Origin of the sequence: Kitasatospora sp. NPDC001547 (assembly GCF_042894165.1) — a bacterium.
Taxonomy (GTDB): Bacteria; Actinomycetota; Actinomycetes; order Streptomycetales; family Streptomycetaceae; genus Kitasatospora.
Genome location: NZ_JBIAVL010000010.1, coordinates 1 through 17,570, shown reverse-complemented (window position 1 = coordinate 17,570; position 17,570 = coordinate 1). Strand labels below are relative to the sequence as shown.

15 protein-coding genes are annotated in these 17,570 nt (G+C 74.6%); 4 read left to right on the top strand and 11 right to left on the bottom strand.

Going from position 1 to position 17,570, the window contains the following annotated elements:
* Positions 1 to 87: 87 nt before the first annotated feature.
* Entirely contained in the window at positions 88 to 1,695 is a 1,608-nt protein-coding gene (locus ACFY0X_RS19470; RefSeq protein WP_387756210.1) for an MFS transporter, read from the bottom strand.
* A gap of 357 nt (positions 1,696 to 2,052) precedes the next feature.
* Complete coding sequence (locus ACFY0X_RS19465) at positions 2,053 to 3,000, bottom strand: AraC family transcriptional regulator (protein ID WP_387756208.1); 948 nt, start codon at positions 2,998 to 3,000, stop codon at positions 2,053 to 2,055.
* Positions 3,001 to 3,143: 143 nt separating this feature from the next.
* Here ACFY0X_RS19465 and ACFY0X_RS19460 point away from each other — a divergent pair, with 143 nt between their 5' ends.
* Positions 3,144 to 3,860: an SDR family oxidoreductase gene (locus ACFY0X_RS19460; protein WP_387756206.1), complete on the top strand. Its 717-nt coding sequence runs from the start codon at positions 3,144 to 3,146 to the stop codon at positions 3,858 to 3,860.
* A gap of 129 nt (positions 3,861 to 3,989) precedes the next feature.
* Here ACFY0X_RS19460 and ACFY0X_RS19455 read toward each other — a convergent pair whose 3' ends face one another.
* A complete protein-coding gene (locus ACFY0X_RS19455; protein ID WP_387756204.1) occupies positions 3,990 to 4,907 on the bottom strand; it encodes a glycoside hydrolase family 19 protein in 918 nt (305 codons plus the stop codon).
* Positions 4,908 to 5,404: 497 nt separating this feature from the next.
* Here ACFY0X_RS19455 and ACFY0X_RS19450 point away from each other — a divergent pair, with 497 nt between their 5' ends.
* A complete protein-coding gene (locus ACFY0X_RS19450) occupies positions 5,405 to 6,361 on the top strand; it encodes a hypothetical protein (RefSeq protein WP_387756202.1) in 957 nt (318 codons plus the stop codon).
* A gap of 19 nt (positions 6,362 to 6,380) precedes the next feature.
* On the opposite strand, the gene ACFY0X_RS19445 is transcribed toward ACFY0X_RS19450, so the two are convergent.
* From ACFY0X_RS19445 to ACFY0X_RS19430, 4 genes are all read right to left on the bottom strand, one after another.
* Complete coding sequence (locus tag ACFY0X_RS19445; protein WP_387756200.1) at positions 6,381 to 6,941, bottom strand: hypothetical protein; 561 nt, start codon at positions 6,939 to 6,941, stop codon at positions 6,381 to 6,383.
* 164 nt (positions 6,942 to 7,105) lie between these two features.
* On the bottom strand, positions 7,106 to 7,876 hold the full coding sequence (locus ACFY0X_RS19440; RefSeq protein ID WP_387756198.1) for a hypothetical protein: 771 nt from the start codon (positions 7,874 to 7,876) through the stop codon (positions 7,106 to 7,108).
* Positions 7,860 to 9,101: a hypothetical protein gene (locus tag ACFY0X_RS19435; RefSeq protein ID WP_387756196.1), complete on the bottom strand. Its 1,242-nt coding sequence runs from the start codon at positions 9,099 to 9,101 to the stop codon at positions 7,860 to 7,862. The genes ACFY0X_RS19440 and ACFY0X_RS19435 overlap by 17 nt, the downstream gene beginning before the upstream one ends.
* Positions 9,102 to 9,236: 135 nt before the next feature.
* Positions 9,237 to 11,936: an NACHT domain-containing protein gene (locus tag ACFY0X_RS19430; RefSeq protein ID WP_387756194.1), complete on the bottom strand. Its 2,700-nt coding sequence runs from the start codon at positions 11,934 to 11,936 to the stop codon at positions 9,237 to 9,239.
* 137 nt (positions 11,937 to 12,073) lie between these two features.
* On the opposite strand from ACFY0X_RS19430, the gene ACFY0X_RS19425 reads away from it, so the two are divergent.
* A complete protein-coding gene (locus ACFY0X_RS19425; protein ID WP_387756192.1) occupies positions 12,074 to 12,412 on the top strand; it encodes a cyclic-phosphate processing receiver domain-containing protein in 339 nt (112 codons plus the stop codon).
* On the opposite strand, the gene ACFY0X_RS19420 is transcribed toward ACFY0X_RS19425, so the two are convergent.
* The 4 genes from ACFY0X_RS19420 to ACFY0X_RS19405 form a co-directional block, all read right to left on the bottom strand.
* Complete coding sequence (locus ACFY0X_RS19420) at positions 12,372 to 13,016, bottom strand: transglutaminase family protein (protein WP_387756190.1); 645 nt, start codon at positions 13,014 to 13,016, stop codon at positions 12,372 to 12,374. The genes ACFY0X_RS19425 and ACFY0X_RS19420 overlap by 41 nt on opposite strands.
* A 213-nt stretch (positions 13,017 to 13,229) precedes the next feature.
* Positions 13,230 to 13,994 carry a maleylpyruvate isomerase family mycothiol-dependent enzyme gene (locus tag ACFY0X_RS19415; RefSeq protein WP_387756188.1) on the bottom strand — a complete coding sequence of 255 codons (765 nt, stop codon included), beginning with the start codon at positions 13,992 to 13,994 and terminating at the stop codon, positions 13,230 to 13,232.
* Between the two features lie 52 nt (positions 13,995 to 14,046).
* On the bottom strand, positions 14,047 to 15,354 hold the full coding sequence (locus ACFY0X_RS19410) for an aldehyde dehydrogenase family protein (protein ID WP_387756186.1): 1,308 nt from the start codon (positions 15,352 to 15,354) through the stop codon (positions 14,047 to 14,049).
* A 213-nt stretch (positions 15,355 to 15,567) separates the two neighbouring features.
* On the bottom strand, positions 15,568 to 16,443 hold the full coding sequence (locus ACFY0X_RS19405; protein ID WP_387756184.1) for a helix-turn-helix domain-containing protein: 876 nt from the start codon (positions 16,441 to 16,443) through the stop codon (positions 15,568 to 15,570).
* Positions 16,444 to 16,672: 229 nt separating this feature from the next.
* On the opposite strand from ACFY0X_RS19405, the gene ACFY0X_RS19400 reads away from it, so the two are divergent.
* Positions 16,673 to 17,431, top strand: a complete 759-nt coding sequence (locus tag ACFY0X_RS19400) for a CHAP domain-containing protein (RefSeq protein WP_387756182.1) — start codon at positions 16,673 to 16,675, stop codon at positions 17,429 to 17,431.
* Positions 17,432 to 17,570 lie beyond the last annotated feature (139 nt).

Genomic DNA, 17,570 nt, shown 5'->3' with positions numbered 1-17,570 from the left:
TCCCCCCGACCAGTAGCCTGCGTGGTCTTGGAGGGAAGGGAGGGCGGCCGCGCCGGCCGTCACCGGCGGGCCGCTCCTCGCGGTGCGTCAGTGGTGCACCGTCATGGCGTGGGTGACGGTCGGGTCCCGGGTGAGCAGCGTGCGGGCGTCGGTCTCGAAGGCGTGGTCGGCGCCGGTGTAGCGCCCGTGGTGCTGGGCGCAGTGCTCCGACCAGGACGTCACGGTGAACGTCTCGACGTACCGCTCCGGTCGGGCGGTGTCCCGGTACAGGCCCCAGGTGACGGCGCCGGTCCGGCGCCGGGAGGACTCCACCTTCCGCATCGCCGCGACGAACGCCGGCGCCTTCTCCTCCCGGACCAGGTAGGTCACGGTGACCAGGACCGGCCCGTCCCGCGGCGCCGGTTCGACGGCCAGTCGGGGTTCGGGCCAGGCCTCGGAGAGCGTCGGGTCGGCGCGGCCGCCGAGCAGCGGCAGCCGTCGTAGCGACAGCACCCCGCCGAGGAGGACCGCCGCCGCCAGGGCCATCGCCACGGACACGCCGGCGTGTTGGGCGACCTGCCCCCAGACCAGCGAGCCGAGCGCGTTTCCGCCCTGGAAGACCAGCAGGTAGAAGGCCGAGCCCCGGGCCCGTACCCAGGCCGGCAGGGCGACCTGCAGCGCCGCGTTCAGGGTGGACAGCGCCGTGATCCACGCCGCTCCCGCCGCCACCAGGGCCAGGAGGGCGACCGGCACGCTCGGGCCGACGGCCAGCGCCACCAGCGCGCCCGCGAAGACGGTCCCGGCGAGTGCCAGCGCGCCGTCGCCGCCGACCTGACGCGAGAGCGCCGGCAGCGCCGCCGCTCCCGCGACCGCCCCGACTCCCACGGCGCCGAGCAGCAGGCCGTACCCGGCCGCGCCGAGGCCGAGGGACTGCTGGGCGGAGATCGGCAGCAGTGCCCACAGGGCGCAGGCGCCGGGCACGAACAGGGCGCTGCGCAGCAGGATCCGGCGGATCCGGGGAGCGCTGCGGACGTACCGGCCGCCGGCGCGCAGGGCCGCGAACAGGTGCTCGCGCTCCTGGCCCGGTCGCGGCGCGACCGCCTCGGCGCCGGGGCGCCAGGTCGCCAGCACGGCCAGGATCGCTAGGAAGGAGGCGGCGTTGACGGCGAAGGTCCAGCCGACCCCGAGGGTGGCGACCAGGGCTCCGCCGAGGGCCGGGCCGACGGCGCGCGCCAGGTTCATGTTCACCGCCCCCAGCGCCGCGGCCTGGCGCAGCTCCGCCCGGGGGACGAGCGAGGGCTGCACCGCCTGCCAGGCCGGGCCGTTGAGCGCGTTCCCGCAGCCCAGGAGGAAGGTGAGGGCCAGCAGCGTCCAGGAGCCGAGCCGCCCGGTGAACGCCAGCACGGTGAGCGCCGTGGCCACCAGGGCCATGGCGGCCTGCATCACCAGCAGCAGGCGGCGCCGGTCCACGAGGTCCGCGAGGACCCCGGCCGGCAGGGCGAGGAAGAGCATCGGCAGGCTCGCCGCGAGCTGGACCAGGGACACCTGGGCCGCGCCGTGCCCGACCAGCAGCCACTGGGCGCCGACGGTCTGCATCCAGCTGCCGACGTTCGAGGTGAACTGGGCCAGCCAGAGGTCGCGGAAGACGCGGCGGCGCAGCGGCGACCAGGCCGAACTGCTCGCCCCGCCGACCTGCCCGCCGTCGGTCCCGGTCATCGACGCACCACCTGCTCGCCTCATCGCACGCTGTCGGAGGGACGCCCGACGACGCGACGGTACGGGGGGAAGTCGACGTCGTCGGGCGGTCCCGGAAGGGCCCTCATTCCCTCCCCGGGGAACGCTAGAGCCGGTCCGTGCCGGCGACTTGACCGTCAGCGCCCAGTGCTGTTCCGACCCCGCACGCCATGGACGTGCGGGCCGGACGTGGGTGCTCGCCAAGCGTTCCAGCGGGCCGCGAGCCGCTGGTTCGGCCGGCCTTCCGGGGGCAGCGCGAACCCCTGACCGTCTCCCGGAGCCCGCTGGTACCCGCGGCCGGCACCCCGGCGGCCCTCACGATCGGTCGTGGCCGCGATGTCAGCCGGGTACGGGGGGTTCGTCGCCGGCCGTCCTGGCCTGCTTGCGGTAGGCGCCCGGCGGCGATCCGAAGTGCCGTTTGAAGGCCTTGGCGAAGGCGAACTCCGAGGTGTACCCCGCGCGCTGCGCGATCGTGCCCACCGGGGCCGGCGATCGGTGCAGCAGCCGCGCCGCGGTGGCCATCCGCCAGTTGGTCAGGTACGTCAACGGCGGCTCGCCGACCACCGCGGCGAAGCGGCGGGCGAACGCCGCGCGGGACAGCCCGGCGCGGGTGCCCAGCGACTCCACGGTCCAGGGGTGGCCGGGATCGTCGTGGATCGCCTTCAGCGCCGGGGCCACCGCCGGGTCGGTCAGCGCGGCCGTCCACCCCGTGGTCCGCTCCCTCGGCAGTTCGGCGTACCAGGACCGGAGGATGTACAGCAGCAGCAGATCGATGAGCGCCGTGACGACCGCGTCCGAACCCGGTTGCGGCGCGTGGAACTCGGCGCACAGCTGATCGACCGCCGAGCGCAGCACCGGGTGGCGGCCCGGGACCGCGGGGAGGTGGAGGACCTCCGGCAGGTCGCCGAACAGCGGATGCGGGCGGTCGACGTCGATCGCGTACGCGCCGCACACCAGCACCGTGCGCGGCCCCGGCCCGTCCACCGTGACCCGGCCGATCGGCGAGGAACGGTCCACGCGCTCCGGGACGAAGTCCACCGGCTCGCGGCCCGGCGCGTCGCCCAGGGTGTGTCCGCTGCCGCGCCGCAGGAACACGATGTCGCCGGGGCCGAGCGCGAGCGGCTCGCCGTGCGGTGGCAGCAGGTGGCAGTGCCCTTCCACGACCACGTGGAACCCGGCTCCCGAGACGGGTCGGAACCTCAGGGCCCACGGGGCGTGCGCGTCGGTGCGGGTCACCATCGGGCGCCCTGTGCGCAGGACTTCGAGTGTGTCGCTGAGGATGTCCACGGCGCCACTCTAGTGCCGACCCGGCGAGACGATGAGACAGGGAATCGAGACCTCCAGTCATTCAGCGTCTCACCGAGGAGCCGTACGTTCGTGCCATGGCGGTCGCCGAACCCCGGCACCGCAGCGACGAAGGAGCGGGACCCATGTCTCTGGCCGGCAAGAAGATCGTGATCATCGGTGGCACCTCCGGCATCGGCTTCGAGGTGGCCCGGCAGGCCGTGGCGGCCGGCGCGGACGTGGTGGTCGCCTCCAGCAGCCAGGACCGGGTGGACGCCGCGACGAAGCGGTTGGGCGAGCTTGCCGAGGGCCGCCGCCTGGACGTCGCCGACGGCGCCGCCATCGCCGAATTCTTCGAGCAGGTGGGCGAGTTCGACCACCTCGTCTACACCGCGGGCGAAGCCCTGGTGATCAAGTCGCTGGCCGACACCACCCCGCGGGAGGCCAGGGCCGTCTTCGAGCGCCGGTTCTGGGGAGCGTTCCTCTCCGCCAAGTACGCGGCACCGCGGCTGCGCGACGGCGGCTCGATCACCTTCAGCTCCGGCGTGCTCGCGATCCGCCCGCTGTCCGGAACCGCGCTCACGGCGGGTGTCACCGGCGGCATCGAGGCCCTGTCCCGGGCGCTCGCCGTCGAACTCGCCCCGCTGCGCGTCAACGTGGTCCAGCCCGGAGTGATCCGCACCGAGCTGTGGGACGGCAGCGTCCCGGACCCGGAGGCCTTCCTCCAGGGCGCCGGGGCCGGGCTGCTCACGCGGCGCGTCGGCACCGCCGAGGAGGCCGCGGCGGCCTACCTCTTCGTCCTGTCCAACGCCTACGTCACCGGCACCACCCTCGCGATCGACGGCGGCGCGGCGCTGGTGTGACACCCGGGCGCCCCGAACAGCGCCGCCCAGTCGGCCGCCGTACGTGGCGCCCGGCCCTCCGCGGTGGCGTGCCCGGCCGACCGGCCGGGTGGGCGCCGCCGCGGGGGGCCGGGCGCGGGCCTCGGGCGCTCAGCAGCTCAGGTTGTCGCCCGGTACGGTGCCGAGCAGCTGGGTGAAGCGCTGGTAGGCGTTGACCCGGCTCTGCACCTGCGCGGGGTTGCGGCCGTTGCACTCCAGCGAGCCGTTGATGCTGCGGATGGTCTCGCCGAAGCCGTAGCCGTTGACGATCGCGTTGTGCGGGGTCATGGTGCCCGGCCCGTTCTGGGTGTTCCAGTACCAGAGCGCGGTCTTCCAGGCCACGGCCGGATCGGTCTGCACCAGATTCGGGTTGTGCAGCAGGTCGATGCCGAGGGCGTCCCCGGCGGCCTTGTAGTTGAAGTTCCAGCTCAGCTGGATCGGCCCGCGCCCGTAGTACGCGGCCTGCCCGGCCGGGCAGCCGTACGGCTGCGAAGCGTCGCAGTAGTGGGGGTAGTTGGCGGTGTTCTGCTCGACCACGTAGACCAGCGCCCCGGTCTCGTGGTTGACGTTGGCGAGGAAGGCCGCGGCCTCCTGCTTGCGGACGGTGTCGCTGCCGGTGGCCGCGAAGGCGGGGTAGGCGGCGAGGGCGTCGATCAGGCCCTGGTAGGTGTAGAAGGGGTTCCGGTTCGGGAACATCTGGTCGAACTGGGCCTTGCTGACCGGGAATCCGCTCGGGTTCGGGGTGCCGGTGGACGTCGGCGTGGCGGTCGGGGTCGGGCCGGTGCCGCAGCCGCCCTGGTCGGACCAGACGCCGGAGCCGCCGGTGCTGGGCGGCTCGTTCTGGGTCCACCACTTGGCGAGCCAGTTGTGGCCGTTGTACGAGACGGCGGCGCCGCCCGTGTAGACGGCCGAGGAGTTCCAGGGCGTGGCGCAGACGGCGGCGCTGGCGTTGGCCGCGGGCAGCAGCAGGACCACCGCCAGCGCCGTGACGACGGCGGAGAGCAGTGCGAGCAGGCGTTTCGTGGACACTTGATCACCCCTTGTGCGGTGTGGGGCCGCACGGTCGTGGAGGTAGGGACGTCGGGGCAGGGGGAGCCGGGCCCCGCGGGGTGGGGCACGTCGTGGGGGACGGGCCGACCGGGGTGCGGGCCGGTGCGGGGCTGCCCCAGACTCAAGCGGAGTGGTCTATACCTGTCAAGGGGTTCGGGCGAAAGACGTACCGGGTGGGCCACTCGACCGGGGCTGGCGGTTCCTGCGCGGGGAGGTCGGAGCGGCCCGGTTCACCACTGCCGGGCCTGCGCCCCGCGCCGTCGGCCTGTCACTCGAAGCGGCGATTCCGGCACGGCGGCGCCACGGGTGCGCCGACCGGCGGCCGGGCCGTCGGGAGCGGCCCGAACGCCGGGCCGCCTCCCCGGTCGGGCGGGGACGGATTCACCCGATGGGCTGACCGGGGCCCGGCGACGGGGCCGCACCGACCGGTATACGTGACGTGTTCCATCGTTCGGAGACCACCTGCGAGGGGCCCAATGACCGATCCGGCCGACACGTCGTCAAGGACGGCCGCCGAGAAGCCCCCGGCGGCCTACGCCCCCCGGGTGGCGCTGATCCGGGGTGCCATGGAGGCCGGGGACACCGCCCTCGCGGCCCGCCTGGCCGAGGAACTCCACCACCGCGTCGTCCTGGAACGCGGCGCCCGGGACCCGGAGGCCCTGCGCGCGCAGGAGGTGCGGGCGTACGTCGCGGCGGTCGACGGGGACCCGTGGCGGGCGGCCGAGCTGTTCACCGCGGCCGCCGCCGCGTGGGCGGGCCTGGGGGCGTCGGAGCAGTGGACGGCCTCGCGCAACGCGGAGGTCTGCCGGCGCCGGGCGGAGTCGGCGGCGGCCGCCCCCTCCGCGGTCCCGGCCGCCCGTCGCCCGCCCGCCTGCCCGTCCCCGGTCCGGGCGTTCGGGCGCGGCGCCGTCGTCGCGGTCGTCCTGGCGACGGCGCTGCTCACGGGGGCGGCGGACGCCGGTCCGCGGGCCTACCTCGGGACGGGCCCGCGACCGGCCCCCGACGAGCAGCCGGTCGCCCCCGCCGTGATGGGAGCCCTGCAGCGCTCCGCGCCGTCGGCCTCCCCGGCGCCGGGCCCCGTGCAGCCCGCGCCGGAGCCGACGGTCGCGGAGCCCGCCCCCGCGCCGGACGCCGCACCCGCGGGCGAACCGGAGGACGCGGCCGCCGACCCGGGCGAGGACCCGGGCGAGGACGGGCCCCGGGCGGGGCGCACCCCGGTGCCGTCCCCGGGGCATCGACCGCACCTTCCGGCCGCTGGGCCCCGACCGCGGCCCGCCCCCGACGCCGGCCGACCGCCCGGGGGCCAGGCCGCCGAAGCCGACACGGACCCCTGCGCCACCGCCCGCGCGTACGGCGGCCGGCTCCTCGGCCCCCTCGTCGAGCTGTGCGACCGCGCCGCCGGAGTGTCCGGCGGCCGGACAGCCGCCCCCTGACGCCGACCTGGGGGGTGGGTCAGCCCGACGTGGCGGGAGCGCCGGGGCCGTCGCCCTGACGTGCGACGGTCACCGTCCACTCGGGGAACCGCGCCAGGGCGGTCACGGGCGGGGCGGCGGAGTCGGGGCGCGGCGGTGCCTCGGGGAGGAAGGCGACCTGGCAGCGCCGGCACAGCCAACTCGCCCGCCACACCTGGTGGAGCCGCTGCCACTGGTCGTAGCTCCGCGGCCACTGGTCGGCCGTGTCACCGCGACGGCGTCGGTGGTTGGCGTGGACGGTGAGGCCGATGCCCAGCAGGACCGCGCCGAGGACGAACGCGCCGTAGTGGTAGCCGGCCTGGTACGCGGCGTCGGGGCTGCCGCCGCTGTCGTCCGAGCGCAGCGTGTTCAGTCCCAGCAGGCCGAAGACGGCGGCCAGGACGAAGAGGGCGATCGCGACCCCGCTCGTGCCCCCGGGCTCGGGCGGCATCGACAGCAGGGCCCGCGTCGGAGGGTCGAGGGGCCGGTCGGTGTCCAGCAGGGCCTGTCGCACGGCGACGGTCTCGTCCGTCGAGGTGCAGGTGGGGCAGGTGACGCTCATCGAGGAGTGGCTCCGGAGGTGATGCACGGGCGGGCGGAGGAGCACGTAGTACAGCACAGGGAACCGACCGCCCGTGCGCCCGCCCCCGGCACCGGACCGGGGCCGGCCTTCGGCGAGGAGCGGTGGGGGGAACGGGCCCGGACGGGCGATCAGAGGCCGCGGCGTCAGACGGGCGGCAGCAGATCGCTCTCGCTGACGGTGTACGTCAGCACGGGGTAGGTGAAGTCCGTCTCCTGGTTCTCACGGCGCCGTAGCCGGTAGAACTCGCGGCTCTGCTCCTCGTCGGCCTGTACGAGGCGCGCGCCCTGCGGGAGGTGCGGGTGTCCGTCGTGGAACCGGAGAAGGGTTTTCGACGTGCGGAAGGTGACGCCCAGCCACAGGTTGTCCGCCGCCCGGCCGGGCGCGTCCAGGACGATCCTGTGCCTGAGCCGCCGGTTCGTCCCCACCGAGAACACCACGACACCGTGGTGGGCGAGGGGGATCTCGAACCTCTCGCCGTCGGCCTCCTTGGACTCGAAGACCAGCTTCCTCGGCGGGCTCGCCTCGGGCCGCTGGTAGCAGGAGAAGACGGCGATGGACGACTCGTCGGCCAGATCGAGGGCCTGGTCGGAATGGCCGCCCATGGTCGTGTAGGCGTTCGTGTAGCACTCGACGAGGGCGTTGTCGAAGCCGACCGGCAGTGCCGCACGTTCCTGGACCTGCCGCGCCAGCTGCTCGTGCACCGGCCGGAAGCGCTGCGCCGGGCTGCCGTACCGCGTGGTCGTGCGGACGAGGGGCACGCCACCCGCCTCGTCGGGCCTGGTGAGCACGGCGCCTCGCCGGCCCTTGCCCACGTCCTCCCAGCGGGTCGACGCGGACAGTTCCGCGAAGAGGTCGGCCTCGGTCGGCAGCACGTAGGAGCGGATCTCGTCCGAGAGCCTAGACCCGAGGGGCACGGTAGTCTCCCGTGTTCATGCTGAAGAGGAAGTCGTCGCCGTAGTCGACGAAGGACGAGGACCTGTTCTCCTCGGCGTACAGCCTGCGCAGCTCGTCCATGCCGTCCGGTGTGGGCGGCGCCAACTCGACCGATTCCCCCGCCACCTGGAGGAACGTTCGGCCGTCCCGGTGGACGGCTTCGGTGTTCGAGCAGCGCACCACGTATCCCAGCCGGGTCGGGAGCAGCTCGGCGTCCAGGGCTGAGGGCCGGATCTCGTGCGTGTACAGGCGGTTGGTGGACAGCGGCATGAAGAACACGGAGCCGGGGTAGAGCGTCACGGTGAACTGCGTGGGGAACGCGGTGGCGTCCCGGTCTCCGGCGGACTCCTTGCGGCGGAAGTGGAGTCTGGTCAGCCCGCTGGTGCCCTTCATGCCGTGGTCGAAGGCGTCGTCGGGCAGGGGCCGGAGCTTGTCGAGCCCGTCGTAGAAGCTGCAGAAGGCCATGATGCCGTTGACGGGCATGTCCTTGGTCTTGTCGGCGTGGGACGAGATCCTGGCCTTGGACTGCTTGCGCTCGGCCGTGGCAAGGGTGTTGTGGTAGATCTGCGCGAGGACGTGGTTCAGCGGCGCCTGGTTCCGGAAGACGGTGGCGGCCTCGTGGTTCAGGGCCTCGACGATCCGGGTGTCGGTCGGGCCGAAGTTCTCGGTCGGCCCCGAGAGGTTCGTGGAGCACCGGAGCAGGCGGAAGTGCAGGCCGTCGTCGTGCGGTGTGACGGGCGTCAGGTAGATTCCGCTGCGGTGGGCCGCGCCGGGCTTGGTGGACTCCGTCAGGGACTGGAACTCGTGCTCCGCGCGGATCCGTCCGAAGTGATCGGCGTCGAGTCCGAAGAAGCGGCGGTAGTACACGCCGACGCCGTGGACCCGGACGGGGACGCGGCCGAGGTCGACCAGGGGCCAGGGCTGCTGGTCGACGTCCTCGGGGTAGCCGGGCGAGAGCTCCCGGACGACGAACACCCGGGCGGCCGCACGCAGGTGACGGGTGCTGATCCCGGATATGTCGCCGCACAGGTAGACGGTCTTCCGGGCGAGGTCGGGCGAACCGGTGGCGAGCTCCTCCGGTGACACCGTGGACCCGAAGAATCCTCTGACCAGGTCATCGTTGCGCAGTGTCGCAGGCGCGACCAGGACGTTGTGCGCATCCTCGATGCGGGCTTCGGCCGGCTCTGCCGGCTCTGTCGTGGACAACGGGCTGGACGACGGACTGGACGACGAAGTGGACAACGACCTGTACCTGCCGTTCGCGGATCTCGGTGGATGGCGGATCGCCCGAAGGCGGGGACACGGGCAAGGGCCCGTCTCCCGCCCCCTGCGTGGTGAAGCCTACGGCCGCCAGCGCCCGCCGGAGAGCTCGGCCAGTGCCTCCGCGACGTCCGGGGGCAGGGGGGAGCGGACGACGGTCATCGGCTGCACCAGGTACCACCCGTCCCGCCCCCGGAAGCGCGCCGGGGGGACGGGCGCTCCCGGCCGCAGCCGGACGTGGATGCCGTGGACATGGGTGTCACGGCCGCGGACGTGCACCCGGCGGACGGCCACCTCCTCCACGTCGCGCCACTCGTAGCGGCAGCGGCGGCGGCCCCAGCGGGCGGCGACGAAGGTGTCGGTGATGTGCAGTTCGACGCGCCGCCGGGGCAGCAGGCTGATCAGCATCATCAGCAGGCCGAGGGCGGGCAGTCCGATCATCGGCCTCCAGGAGTCCAGCCGGTCCCAGGTGCCGCCGACCGTGGTCCGGACCAGTTGGAGGCCGAGGAGCGCGCCGATCGGGCCCCAGTGCGCCAGCACGACCCCGCGGATCCGGCCGCTGAGCAGGTATGAGCCGGGGCTGCGCCGCACGGTGAGGCCGCGCCAGCTCGAGGCCGGGCGGACCGGTGGGGCCGGGGGCGGGGCCGGGGGAAGGACCGGGCCGGTGACGGAACCGGCCCCGCCCGCCGCCCTGGCCGCCGCGCCGCCCGTCGCCCCGGCCGCCGCCGCTCCGTCCGGTGCCACCCGGGCCGGCGGGATCCCCGCGGCGCCCGCACCGGCCTTGGCGGCCAGGTGCTGCTGGAGCCGCAGGTTGCGGAAGCGGTACGTCCCGGCGGTCCGCTGGAGCAGGCCGGCCCGGTGGGCGTCCCGGAGGAAGGTCATCAGCGGCCAGGGCAGCCGGCCCACGAGCGCCAGCGAGCACCGCGCCAGCAGCCACCGGCTCCACGGGCTGAGCAGCAGGAAGGTCGCGCCGGTCCCGCACCAGGCCGCCAGCGCGTGGGCCCAGTCCACCTGGTGGCGCTCGTGGCTGTCCCAGGACCAGTCCATCAGCTCGATCCCCGCGGCGAGCAGCGGCGCGATGACGAGCACCGTGACCAGGACGGAGGTCCGCTCCGACCGCAGCAGTGCGTCGGGCGTCGCGGCGTCCACGGTGTCCGAGGGGGCCGCCATCGCGATCATCAGATAGGCGGACAGCAGCAGGGAGGCCACCAGCGCGAGCCCCTCCATCGCGGGTGCCAGGAGCTGGAACACGCCGACGGCGAGGATCGCCGGCGGCCCGCCGACCACCACCGTGAGCCGCCAGGCCCGGCTCAGCCTCCCGGTGCGGCCCGCCGAGCGCAGGGCCCCGGCGAAGCGCAGCGGATTGGCCCGCCGCCGGGGCGTGGCGGTCTCGTCCCCGAACCACGCCTGCCCGGCCCTCCGGACCACACCCGCGAGGACCACGCCGAGGCCGAGCGAACTGCTGAAGCCGAAGGGGTGTCCGGAGCCCTGGACGGCCCCCAGCACCAGGTCGAACAGCAGCGACAGGGCGATCCCCGCCGCGATCAGCGCGGGTGCCGCCAGCGCCCGCGGCAGCGGCGCGCCGAACAGCCGCCACCAGGCCATTTCCGCGCTCTCCTGGCGGTTCATCAGCCGGGCGAGGAAGGACAGCCAGACCCTCGCCCGGTCCGGCTCCCACCGCCGGGGCGGGTGCAGGCGGTCGGGCTCCGGCGGCAGCGGCGGGAACGAGGCGGGCACGATCCGGTCGAGCAGGTGCTGCTCCACCTGCCAGGCGGTCGGGAAGCGCCGGCGGTCCACCAGCTCACCCGGGTCGGCCGGCGCCCGCTCGTAGCCGCGCCGCAGCAGCCACACCATCAGCGGCGTCGACAGTGCCCGGCTCACCGGGCCGTCCGGCGCCGAGCGGAGCTCGGCCAGCAGCGGCACCCAGGCCTCGGCGCGCGAGGGCTGCCGGGCCCGGTGCAGGTAGGAGGCGACGTCGGTGGGGTCGAGCGGCAGCGCCTCGATCGCCGAGTCCACCCGGAGCACGTCCCGCTGGGTGTCCACCAGCTCCCGGTAGGGCTCGGTCCGGCAGATCAGCACCACCCCGCCCTCCTGGCCCAGTTGGCGCCCGAGGGCACCGAGGACGGCGGTCCGCCGGTGCTCGGGCAACTCGTCGAGGCTGTCCAGGACGGGCAGCAGGCGGCGTTCGCTCACCAGTCGGCGGGCGGGATGGAGCCCGTCCACCCGCGGCAGACCGGGGTGTTCCTCCGTGATCCGGCCGATCAGCCAGTCGTAGAAGTTGACCCGCTCGGCGTCCCAGGACTCCAGCGAGAGCAGGACGGGCACCGGGACGTCCTCGCCGCGGGTGAGCCGACGGGCGAGCAACTCCAGGGTGAGCAGCACGGCGAGGGTCGTCTTGCCCGCGCCGGCCCCGCCGAGGATCAGCAGTCGGCGGTGGTCGAGCTCCAGCAGGGCCCCCGCCATCGTGCCGACCCGGTCGCCGCGCCCGCCGAGTTCGGTCCCCGGCCCGAGCGCGGTGCGGCTGTGCACCCAGCGGACGGCCAGCGGTTCGGGGTCGGCCATGTCCCAGGCGTCGGCCTCGGCCCGCCACTGGTACAGCAGGCTGCGGGCGAGCCGCTCCTCGGCGACGCCGAGCGGCGTCTCCGGCGCGGCGCCCCGGGGCGGCACGGTGAGGTGCAGCTCCCCGTTGAGGACGCCGATCTGCACCAGGTAGTGGACCGTACTGTCGGTGACGACGTTGCGGATGTTCGTGGGCCCGTGGCCGAGTTCGAATTCCGTCACTCCCCGGTTCCGCCCTTGCGTCGACTGGATTGACAGCTGCCGCTCAAGTTCCCTTTCTACCAGGGCCGGTCCGGTCCGTTCGACCGGCCTTCGGTTTCCGCGTACGCCCGACGCCGCTGCTCTGTGATGCTGATCAGGTGAATGAGGACCCCACCGCACCGGCGCCCGTCATCCTCGGCATCGACGACCTCCGGCCGCTCCCCAGGGCCACGCGGATCGCCCGCACCAGCCGCGAGGGCGTCCGGCTCCTCCAGGAGCACCGGGACGGCTTCATCGACGAACTCTGGCTCGACCACGATCTCGGCGGCGACGACAGCATCCTGCCCGTGGTGACCCTCCTGGAGGAAGCCGCCTTCGACGGGCGGCCGTTCCGGATCGGAACGGTCTTCGTCCACAGCGCCAACCCCGTCGGCGCCGAGACCGTCGTCCGGTCGCTCACGCGCTGGAACTACCGGGTCCGGCGGGCGACGGCGTAGGGAGTCCCGAACCGACGGGTCCCGGCTCCGGTTCGCCGGGGAGTTCGGCCGGCAGGTGGCCGTAGCCGGACCGGCCGGGCACCGCCCGGGCGAGCGCCCGGAGCAGCGGGGCGGGCGGGGCGGTGAAGACCCCGGGGTAGTCGCGCTCGCCGAACTCCGGCCGGACCGGCCAGGCCAGCCGCTCCCGCTCCAGGTCGTACCGCGTGTCCACGCCCTCCCGGTTGCCCCGGGCGTCCAGCCGGGACCAGCGGCCGTCCAGGTGCACGGCGTTGAGGGCGTGCAGCACGAATCCGCCCTCCCCGTCCTCCAGCCGCTGGTAGCACAGGCCGGCCGGCAGGCCCTGCGCCCGCAGCAGCGCGGCCAGCAGGTGGGACTTGCCGTGGCAGATCGCGTTGCGCGCGGCCAGCACCTCGGAGGCGCGGAACGCCCCGCTGTACGCGCCCGCGTCCGCGGAGTGGGCCACCTGGTCGCGGACGTGGTGGAACGCCGCCTCCGGGGTGGCCAGTTCGGCGGCCAGCCGCCGCAGCTCCGGGTGCTGGTGGTCGATCACCTCGTCCGCCCCGAGGTAGGCGGCGAGGTCGTCGGTCTCCGGTCGTAGGATCATGCCGTCCACGGTGCCGCAAGCCTCGGCCACCGCGGGCGGGATTCCACTCCTCGGACGCTCCCGGCGGGACGGTCCTGCGGGACTCGCGGGCCGACGCCCTGCCGGCGCTCGGCGTCGCGGTGTCCCGCACCGGACGGCCCGCGGAGCCCGTTCGACCGGCCCGTGGCAGGGGCACCGCCGCGGGCCGGTCGAACGGCGTGGTCAGCGGCCCTGCTAGAAGGCGGAGTTGGCGAACCAGAGGTCCAGCAGGCCCTCGTCCCCGGACACGGTGACCGTGGGCGTCGAGCGGTCGAGACGGCCGTAGAGGAGGAGCAGCAGTTCGGCGGCGGTGGCCGAGACGGTGGCGTCGGCGGGCGAGCCGGCGGGCGCGTCGGCGGAGTCCAGGCCGAAGCCGTCGGGGCGCAGTCGCACCAGCCAGTCGCCGTCCCCGTCGGTGCGGGCGAAGCGGATCGTGCGGTCCTCGCCGCGCAGCTCGGCCGTCCGCGGGGCGAAGAAGGCCGCGTACGGCAGGTTGGTCAGGAACTCGGCCACGCCGTCCGCCGCGAGGTCCGGGTCGATCCCGGGCTTCAGGCCCAGGGCGAGTTCGGCGTCGGCGCGGTGCACGAGGGTCTCGAAGAGCATCCGGCGGACCCAGAACCGGGCGTGCTGGTCGGCGCCCCACGCCCACATCGGGGCGTCGAGGTCGGTCTCCGCGAACGCCGCACCCGCCTCCGCGCAGGCCTCGGCGAGCCACGCCGGGTAGTCCTCGACCCGCTCGGGGAGCTTCAGGTCGACCTCCCGGCTGGTGGGCGGCTCCTGGATGCGCCGGCGCAGCAGGAGGGTGAACCAGCGCTGGACGCTGCCGGTGTGGCGGACGAGGTCGGCGAGGGTCCAGCCGGGACAGCCGGGGACGGGGGTGGCCGGGTCGGCGGACCGCACGGCGGCGACGAACCGGGCGGTCTCGGCGGAGACTGCGGCGACGTGCTCGTTCGGGGTCATGGACGGATGCTCCGGGGGGATCGGGGGCAGCGGGCCCGTGGTGTGGCGGGGATCAGGCGAGGGGCTTGTCGACGACGGCCTTGGCGTGGCTGAACGTCTCGATCGAGTACTCGCCGTGGTAGCGGCCCATGCCGCTCTCGCCGACGCCGCCGAACGGCAGGTCGGGCATCGCCAGGTGCGAGACGGGCAGGCCGAAGCTGAGCGCGCCGGAGGAGGTCTCCTCGGCCAGTCGCCGCTTGGTGTCCGCGGACTCGGTGAAGGCGTAGAGGGCGAGCGGCTTGTCGCGCTCGTTGATGAAGGCGATCGCCGCGTCGAGGTCGGGCACCGGCAGGACGGGCAGGATCGGCCCGAAGATCTCGGTCAGCATCACCGGGGCGGTCGCCGGTACGTCGGCGAGGACGGTCGGGGCGAGGTAGCGCGCGGCACGGTCGTGCTCGCCGCCGACGACGGTCCGCCCGGCGCCGAGCAGCGCGGTGAGCCGGTCGAAGTGGCGCTCGTTGACGATCCGCCCGTACTCCGTGCTGGTGGCCGGGTCCTCGCCGAACAACTCCTTCACGGCGTCGGCCAGTTCGCGTTCGAGGCCGCTCGCGGTGTCGCCGACGGCGAGGACGTAGTCGGGGGCGACGCAGGTCTGTCCGGCGTTGAGGAACTTGCCGCGGACGATCCGCCGGGCGGTGACGGCGAGGTCGGCGCCGGGGTCGACCACCACCGGGCTCTTGCCGCCGAGTTCCAGGGTGACCGGGGTCAGGTGCTTGGCGGCGGCGGTCATGACGATCCGGCCGACCGCGCCGTTGCCGGTGTAGAAGATGTGGTCGAAGCGCTGCTCCAGCAGGGCGGTGGTCTCCGGCACGGCCCCTTCGACGACCGCGACCGTCTCCTCGCCGAGGTAGCGCGGCAGCAGCTCGGCGATGGCGGCGGAGGTCGCGGGGGCCAGTTCGCTGGGCTTGACGAGCGCGGTGTTCCCGGCGGCCAGGGCGCCGACCAGCGGGGCCAGGGCCAGCTGCAGCGGGTAGTTCCACGGCGCGATGATCAGCACCACGCCCAGCGGGTCCCGGACGACCCGGGCCTCGGCGGGGCGGAAGAACTCCGGTACGGCGGCCGGCGCCGGTTCCAGCCACTGCGCCAAGTGGGCCACGGTGTGGTCGAGCTCGTTGAGCGTGAAGCCGATCTCGGTCCGGTACGCCTCGGCGGCGCTCTTGCCGAGGTCGGCGTGCAGGGCCTGCTGGAACACCTCGGCCCGCTCGGTGAGCAGGGTGCGCAGGGCGGCCAGCTTGTCCAGGCGCCAGGAGAGCGGCCTGGTCCGGCCGGTCGAGAATTCGGCCCGCAGGCGGGCGACCACGGAGGGGATGGCTTCGGTCATGAGGGGGCTCGCGGTCCTGAGAGGGGGAGGTGGTGCATACGGTGCTTCGGGTAGAAATTTCACTACCTGAAGCAATGCCGAGGCTAGGGGTGAAAGGTTGAGTTTGTCAATCATCTGCCTCGGGTCGCCCCCGGACCGACGTGGTCGAAGGCCTTCGACCCGGCGATGCGAGGAGGCGGCGCGAGTGCCGCGGCGGTGCGGTGCTCGCGCCGGTCAGTCCGCGGGGGGTGCCGGGGGCGGGGTGGTGCAGACGGTGCCGCGGGCGTGGATGACGGCGCAGGCGCGGGCGGCGGTGGGGAGGGGGGCGCGGACCATCTTGGTGTGGGCGTCGTGGCCGTACTGCTGGCGGTACTCCTCCTGCTCGGGCGGGGTGCCGAAGACCTGGACGCGGTCGCCGGGGGAGCCGCCGCTCATCTTGGCCCAGGCGGCGTGGCAGGTCGGGCTGTGCCGCAGTTCGATCAGGACGCCGAAGTCGCGGTTGTGTGCGGTGGTGGCGGCGTCACGGTCGCAGCCGGTGCCGACCGGGTCGACATGCAGGCAGGACGCCCCGTCGCAGGAGGGGCCGGCCGCCGGTGCGGGCAGCGGGTGCCGGGAGGGTGTGGCGGCGGCGTCGGTGCCCGGGCGGGCCGTGGTGTGGAGGAGTGCGCCGACGGCGACCGCCGCCAGGGCCGTGCCCGCGACGGTCCACGCCGCCCACGTCGTTCGGCGCCGCCGCCTGCCGCCGGGCTCCTGGCCGTCCGTCGACGAGGGTTCCGGAACCCGTTCCGGAACGGGCTCCGGAGCAGGTTGCGGACCGGGCTGCGGTTCCGGTGCGTCGGCTGTGCCGCAGTCGATCGCCGCCCTGAGCCCGAGCGCGTGGTCGAGTTCGTCGGCGGCGACCGTGTAGTGCGCCGCCAGGGAGCGGATCGCCGACTCCGGTGCCGGGTACCTGCCGTCGGGGTTCTCGTAGCGGGAGAGCGTCGTCTGGGCGATCGTGGTGCGCCGCGCGACGGTCACCTGGGTGGGGTTGCCGGCCTCCTGGCGCCATCTCCGCAGTGTCCGGGCCAGTTCGGTGCGGGCCGCCGTGGCCGTCGGCCGGTTCTGCGTCATCGGCTCGGTTCCTCTTCCCTCGGCTGCGCATAGGCCCAGCTCAGTGCCATGTGTAGGCCCCCCGCATATGCATGGGTAACCAGGCGTTCACACAGCGTAGGAGTTCGGTGGTCGGGCGTGCAATCGTGGTCATCAGCCGACGGGAACGCCCCGGCGAAACCCCCTCTTCCGCATCCCGGGCGGGCCGTGGCCCGCCCGGGCCGGTGGAGAAGACGCCCAAGGAGAGATCATGAACATGACACGCTCGCGGATGCTCGCCGCCGCCCTCAAGGGGCGCGCCGGACGGACCGCCGCCACCGCCCTGGTGGCGGCCGGGACGCTCGGCGGCCTCGGCAGCGCCGCCACCGCGGCCACCGCCGCCGACACGACCCTCACGGCCGGCGCGCGCACCGTCCAGGCGGCCGCCACGGACACCGCCGCCACGGACACCGCCGCCACGGACACCGTCCCCATGGACACCGCCACCACCGCCGACGCGGCCCGCTCCGCGCTGCGCGAGCGGATCGTCTCCATCGCCCGCGGCCAGATCACCCCGGCCGGCCGGCAGCCCGAGCGGACCGGCGCGTGCGACAAGTACTTCGCCTACTCCAGCAGCCCGAAGGCGAAGTGCGCGAAGACCTCCTGGTGCGCCGCGTTCGTCGACTGGACCTGGCACCAGGCCGGCGTCAAGCCCGCGCCGACCACCCTGCTCGGGCGCGGGGTCGGCAAGTGGGGCCAGGAGCACCACCTCTTCCACAACCGCCTGCCCGCGCGCGGCGAGCGCCCGTACACCCCCGTGCCCGGCGACCTCGTCGTCTACGGTGCTCCGGCGTACGCCACGGGCGGTCACGTCGGGGTCGTCGTCGCCGTCAACCACGACGGAACCCTCGACACCGTCGAGGGCAACTTCGGGGACAAGGTGACGCACCGCCACATCAAGCCCGCCGACGCCCGCGCCGGTGCGAAGAACGTCCACATCTCCGGCTACGTCAGCGTGCCCGGCGCCTGACCGGCCCGCCTCCACCGGCGCCGGGGCCCCGCCGGGCCCGCCGGGCGGGGGCCCGCGGCGGGCCCCTGCGCGGGGGGTTTGAGGGGGGGGGGGGGGGGGCGCCCCACGGCCGTGGGGGCGGTGGTGCCGCCCCGGGGGC

Bases quoted from the DNA above. Each gene is read 5' to 3' on its own strand.
- ACFY0X_RS19460 (WP_387756206.1), top strand. From the start codon at position 3,144: ATGTCTCTGGCCGGCAAGAAGATCGTGATCATCGGTGGCACCTCCGGC.
- ACFY0X_RS19470 (WP_387756210.1), bottom strand. From the start codon at position 1,695: ATGACCGGGACCGACGGCGGGCAGGTCGGCGGGGCGAGCAGTTCGGCC.
- ACFY0X_RS19410 (WP_387756186.1), bottom strand. From the start codon at position 15,354: ATGACCGAAGCCATCCCCTCCGTGGTCGCCCGCCTGCGGGCCGAATTC.
- ACFY0X_RS19400 (WP_387756182.1), top strand. From the start codon at position 16,673: ATGAACATGACACGCTCGCGGATGCTCGCCGCCGCCCTCAAGGGGCGC.
- ACFY0X_RS19420 (WP_387756190.1), bottom strand. From the start codon at position 13,016: ATGATCCTACGACCGGAGACCGACGACCTCGCCGCCTACCTCGGGGCG.
- ACFY0X_RS19450 (WP_387756202.1), top strand. From the start codon at position 5,405: ATGACCGATCCGGCCGACACGTCGTCAAGGACGGCCGCCGAGAAGCCC.
- ACFY0X_RS19415 (WP_387756188.1), bottom strand. From the start codon at position 13,994: ATGACCCCGAACGAGCACGTCGCCGCAGTCTCCGCCGAGACCGCCCGG.
- ACFY0X_RS19405 (WP_387756184.1), bottom strand. From the start codon at position 16,443: ATGACGCAGAACCGGCCGACGGCCACGGCGGCCCGCACCGAACTGGCC.
- ACFY0X_RS19445 (WP_387756200.1), bottom strand. From the start codon at position 6,941: ATGAGCGTCACCTGCCCCACCTGCACCTCGACGGACGAGACCGTCGCC.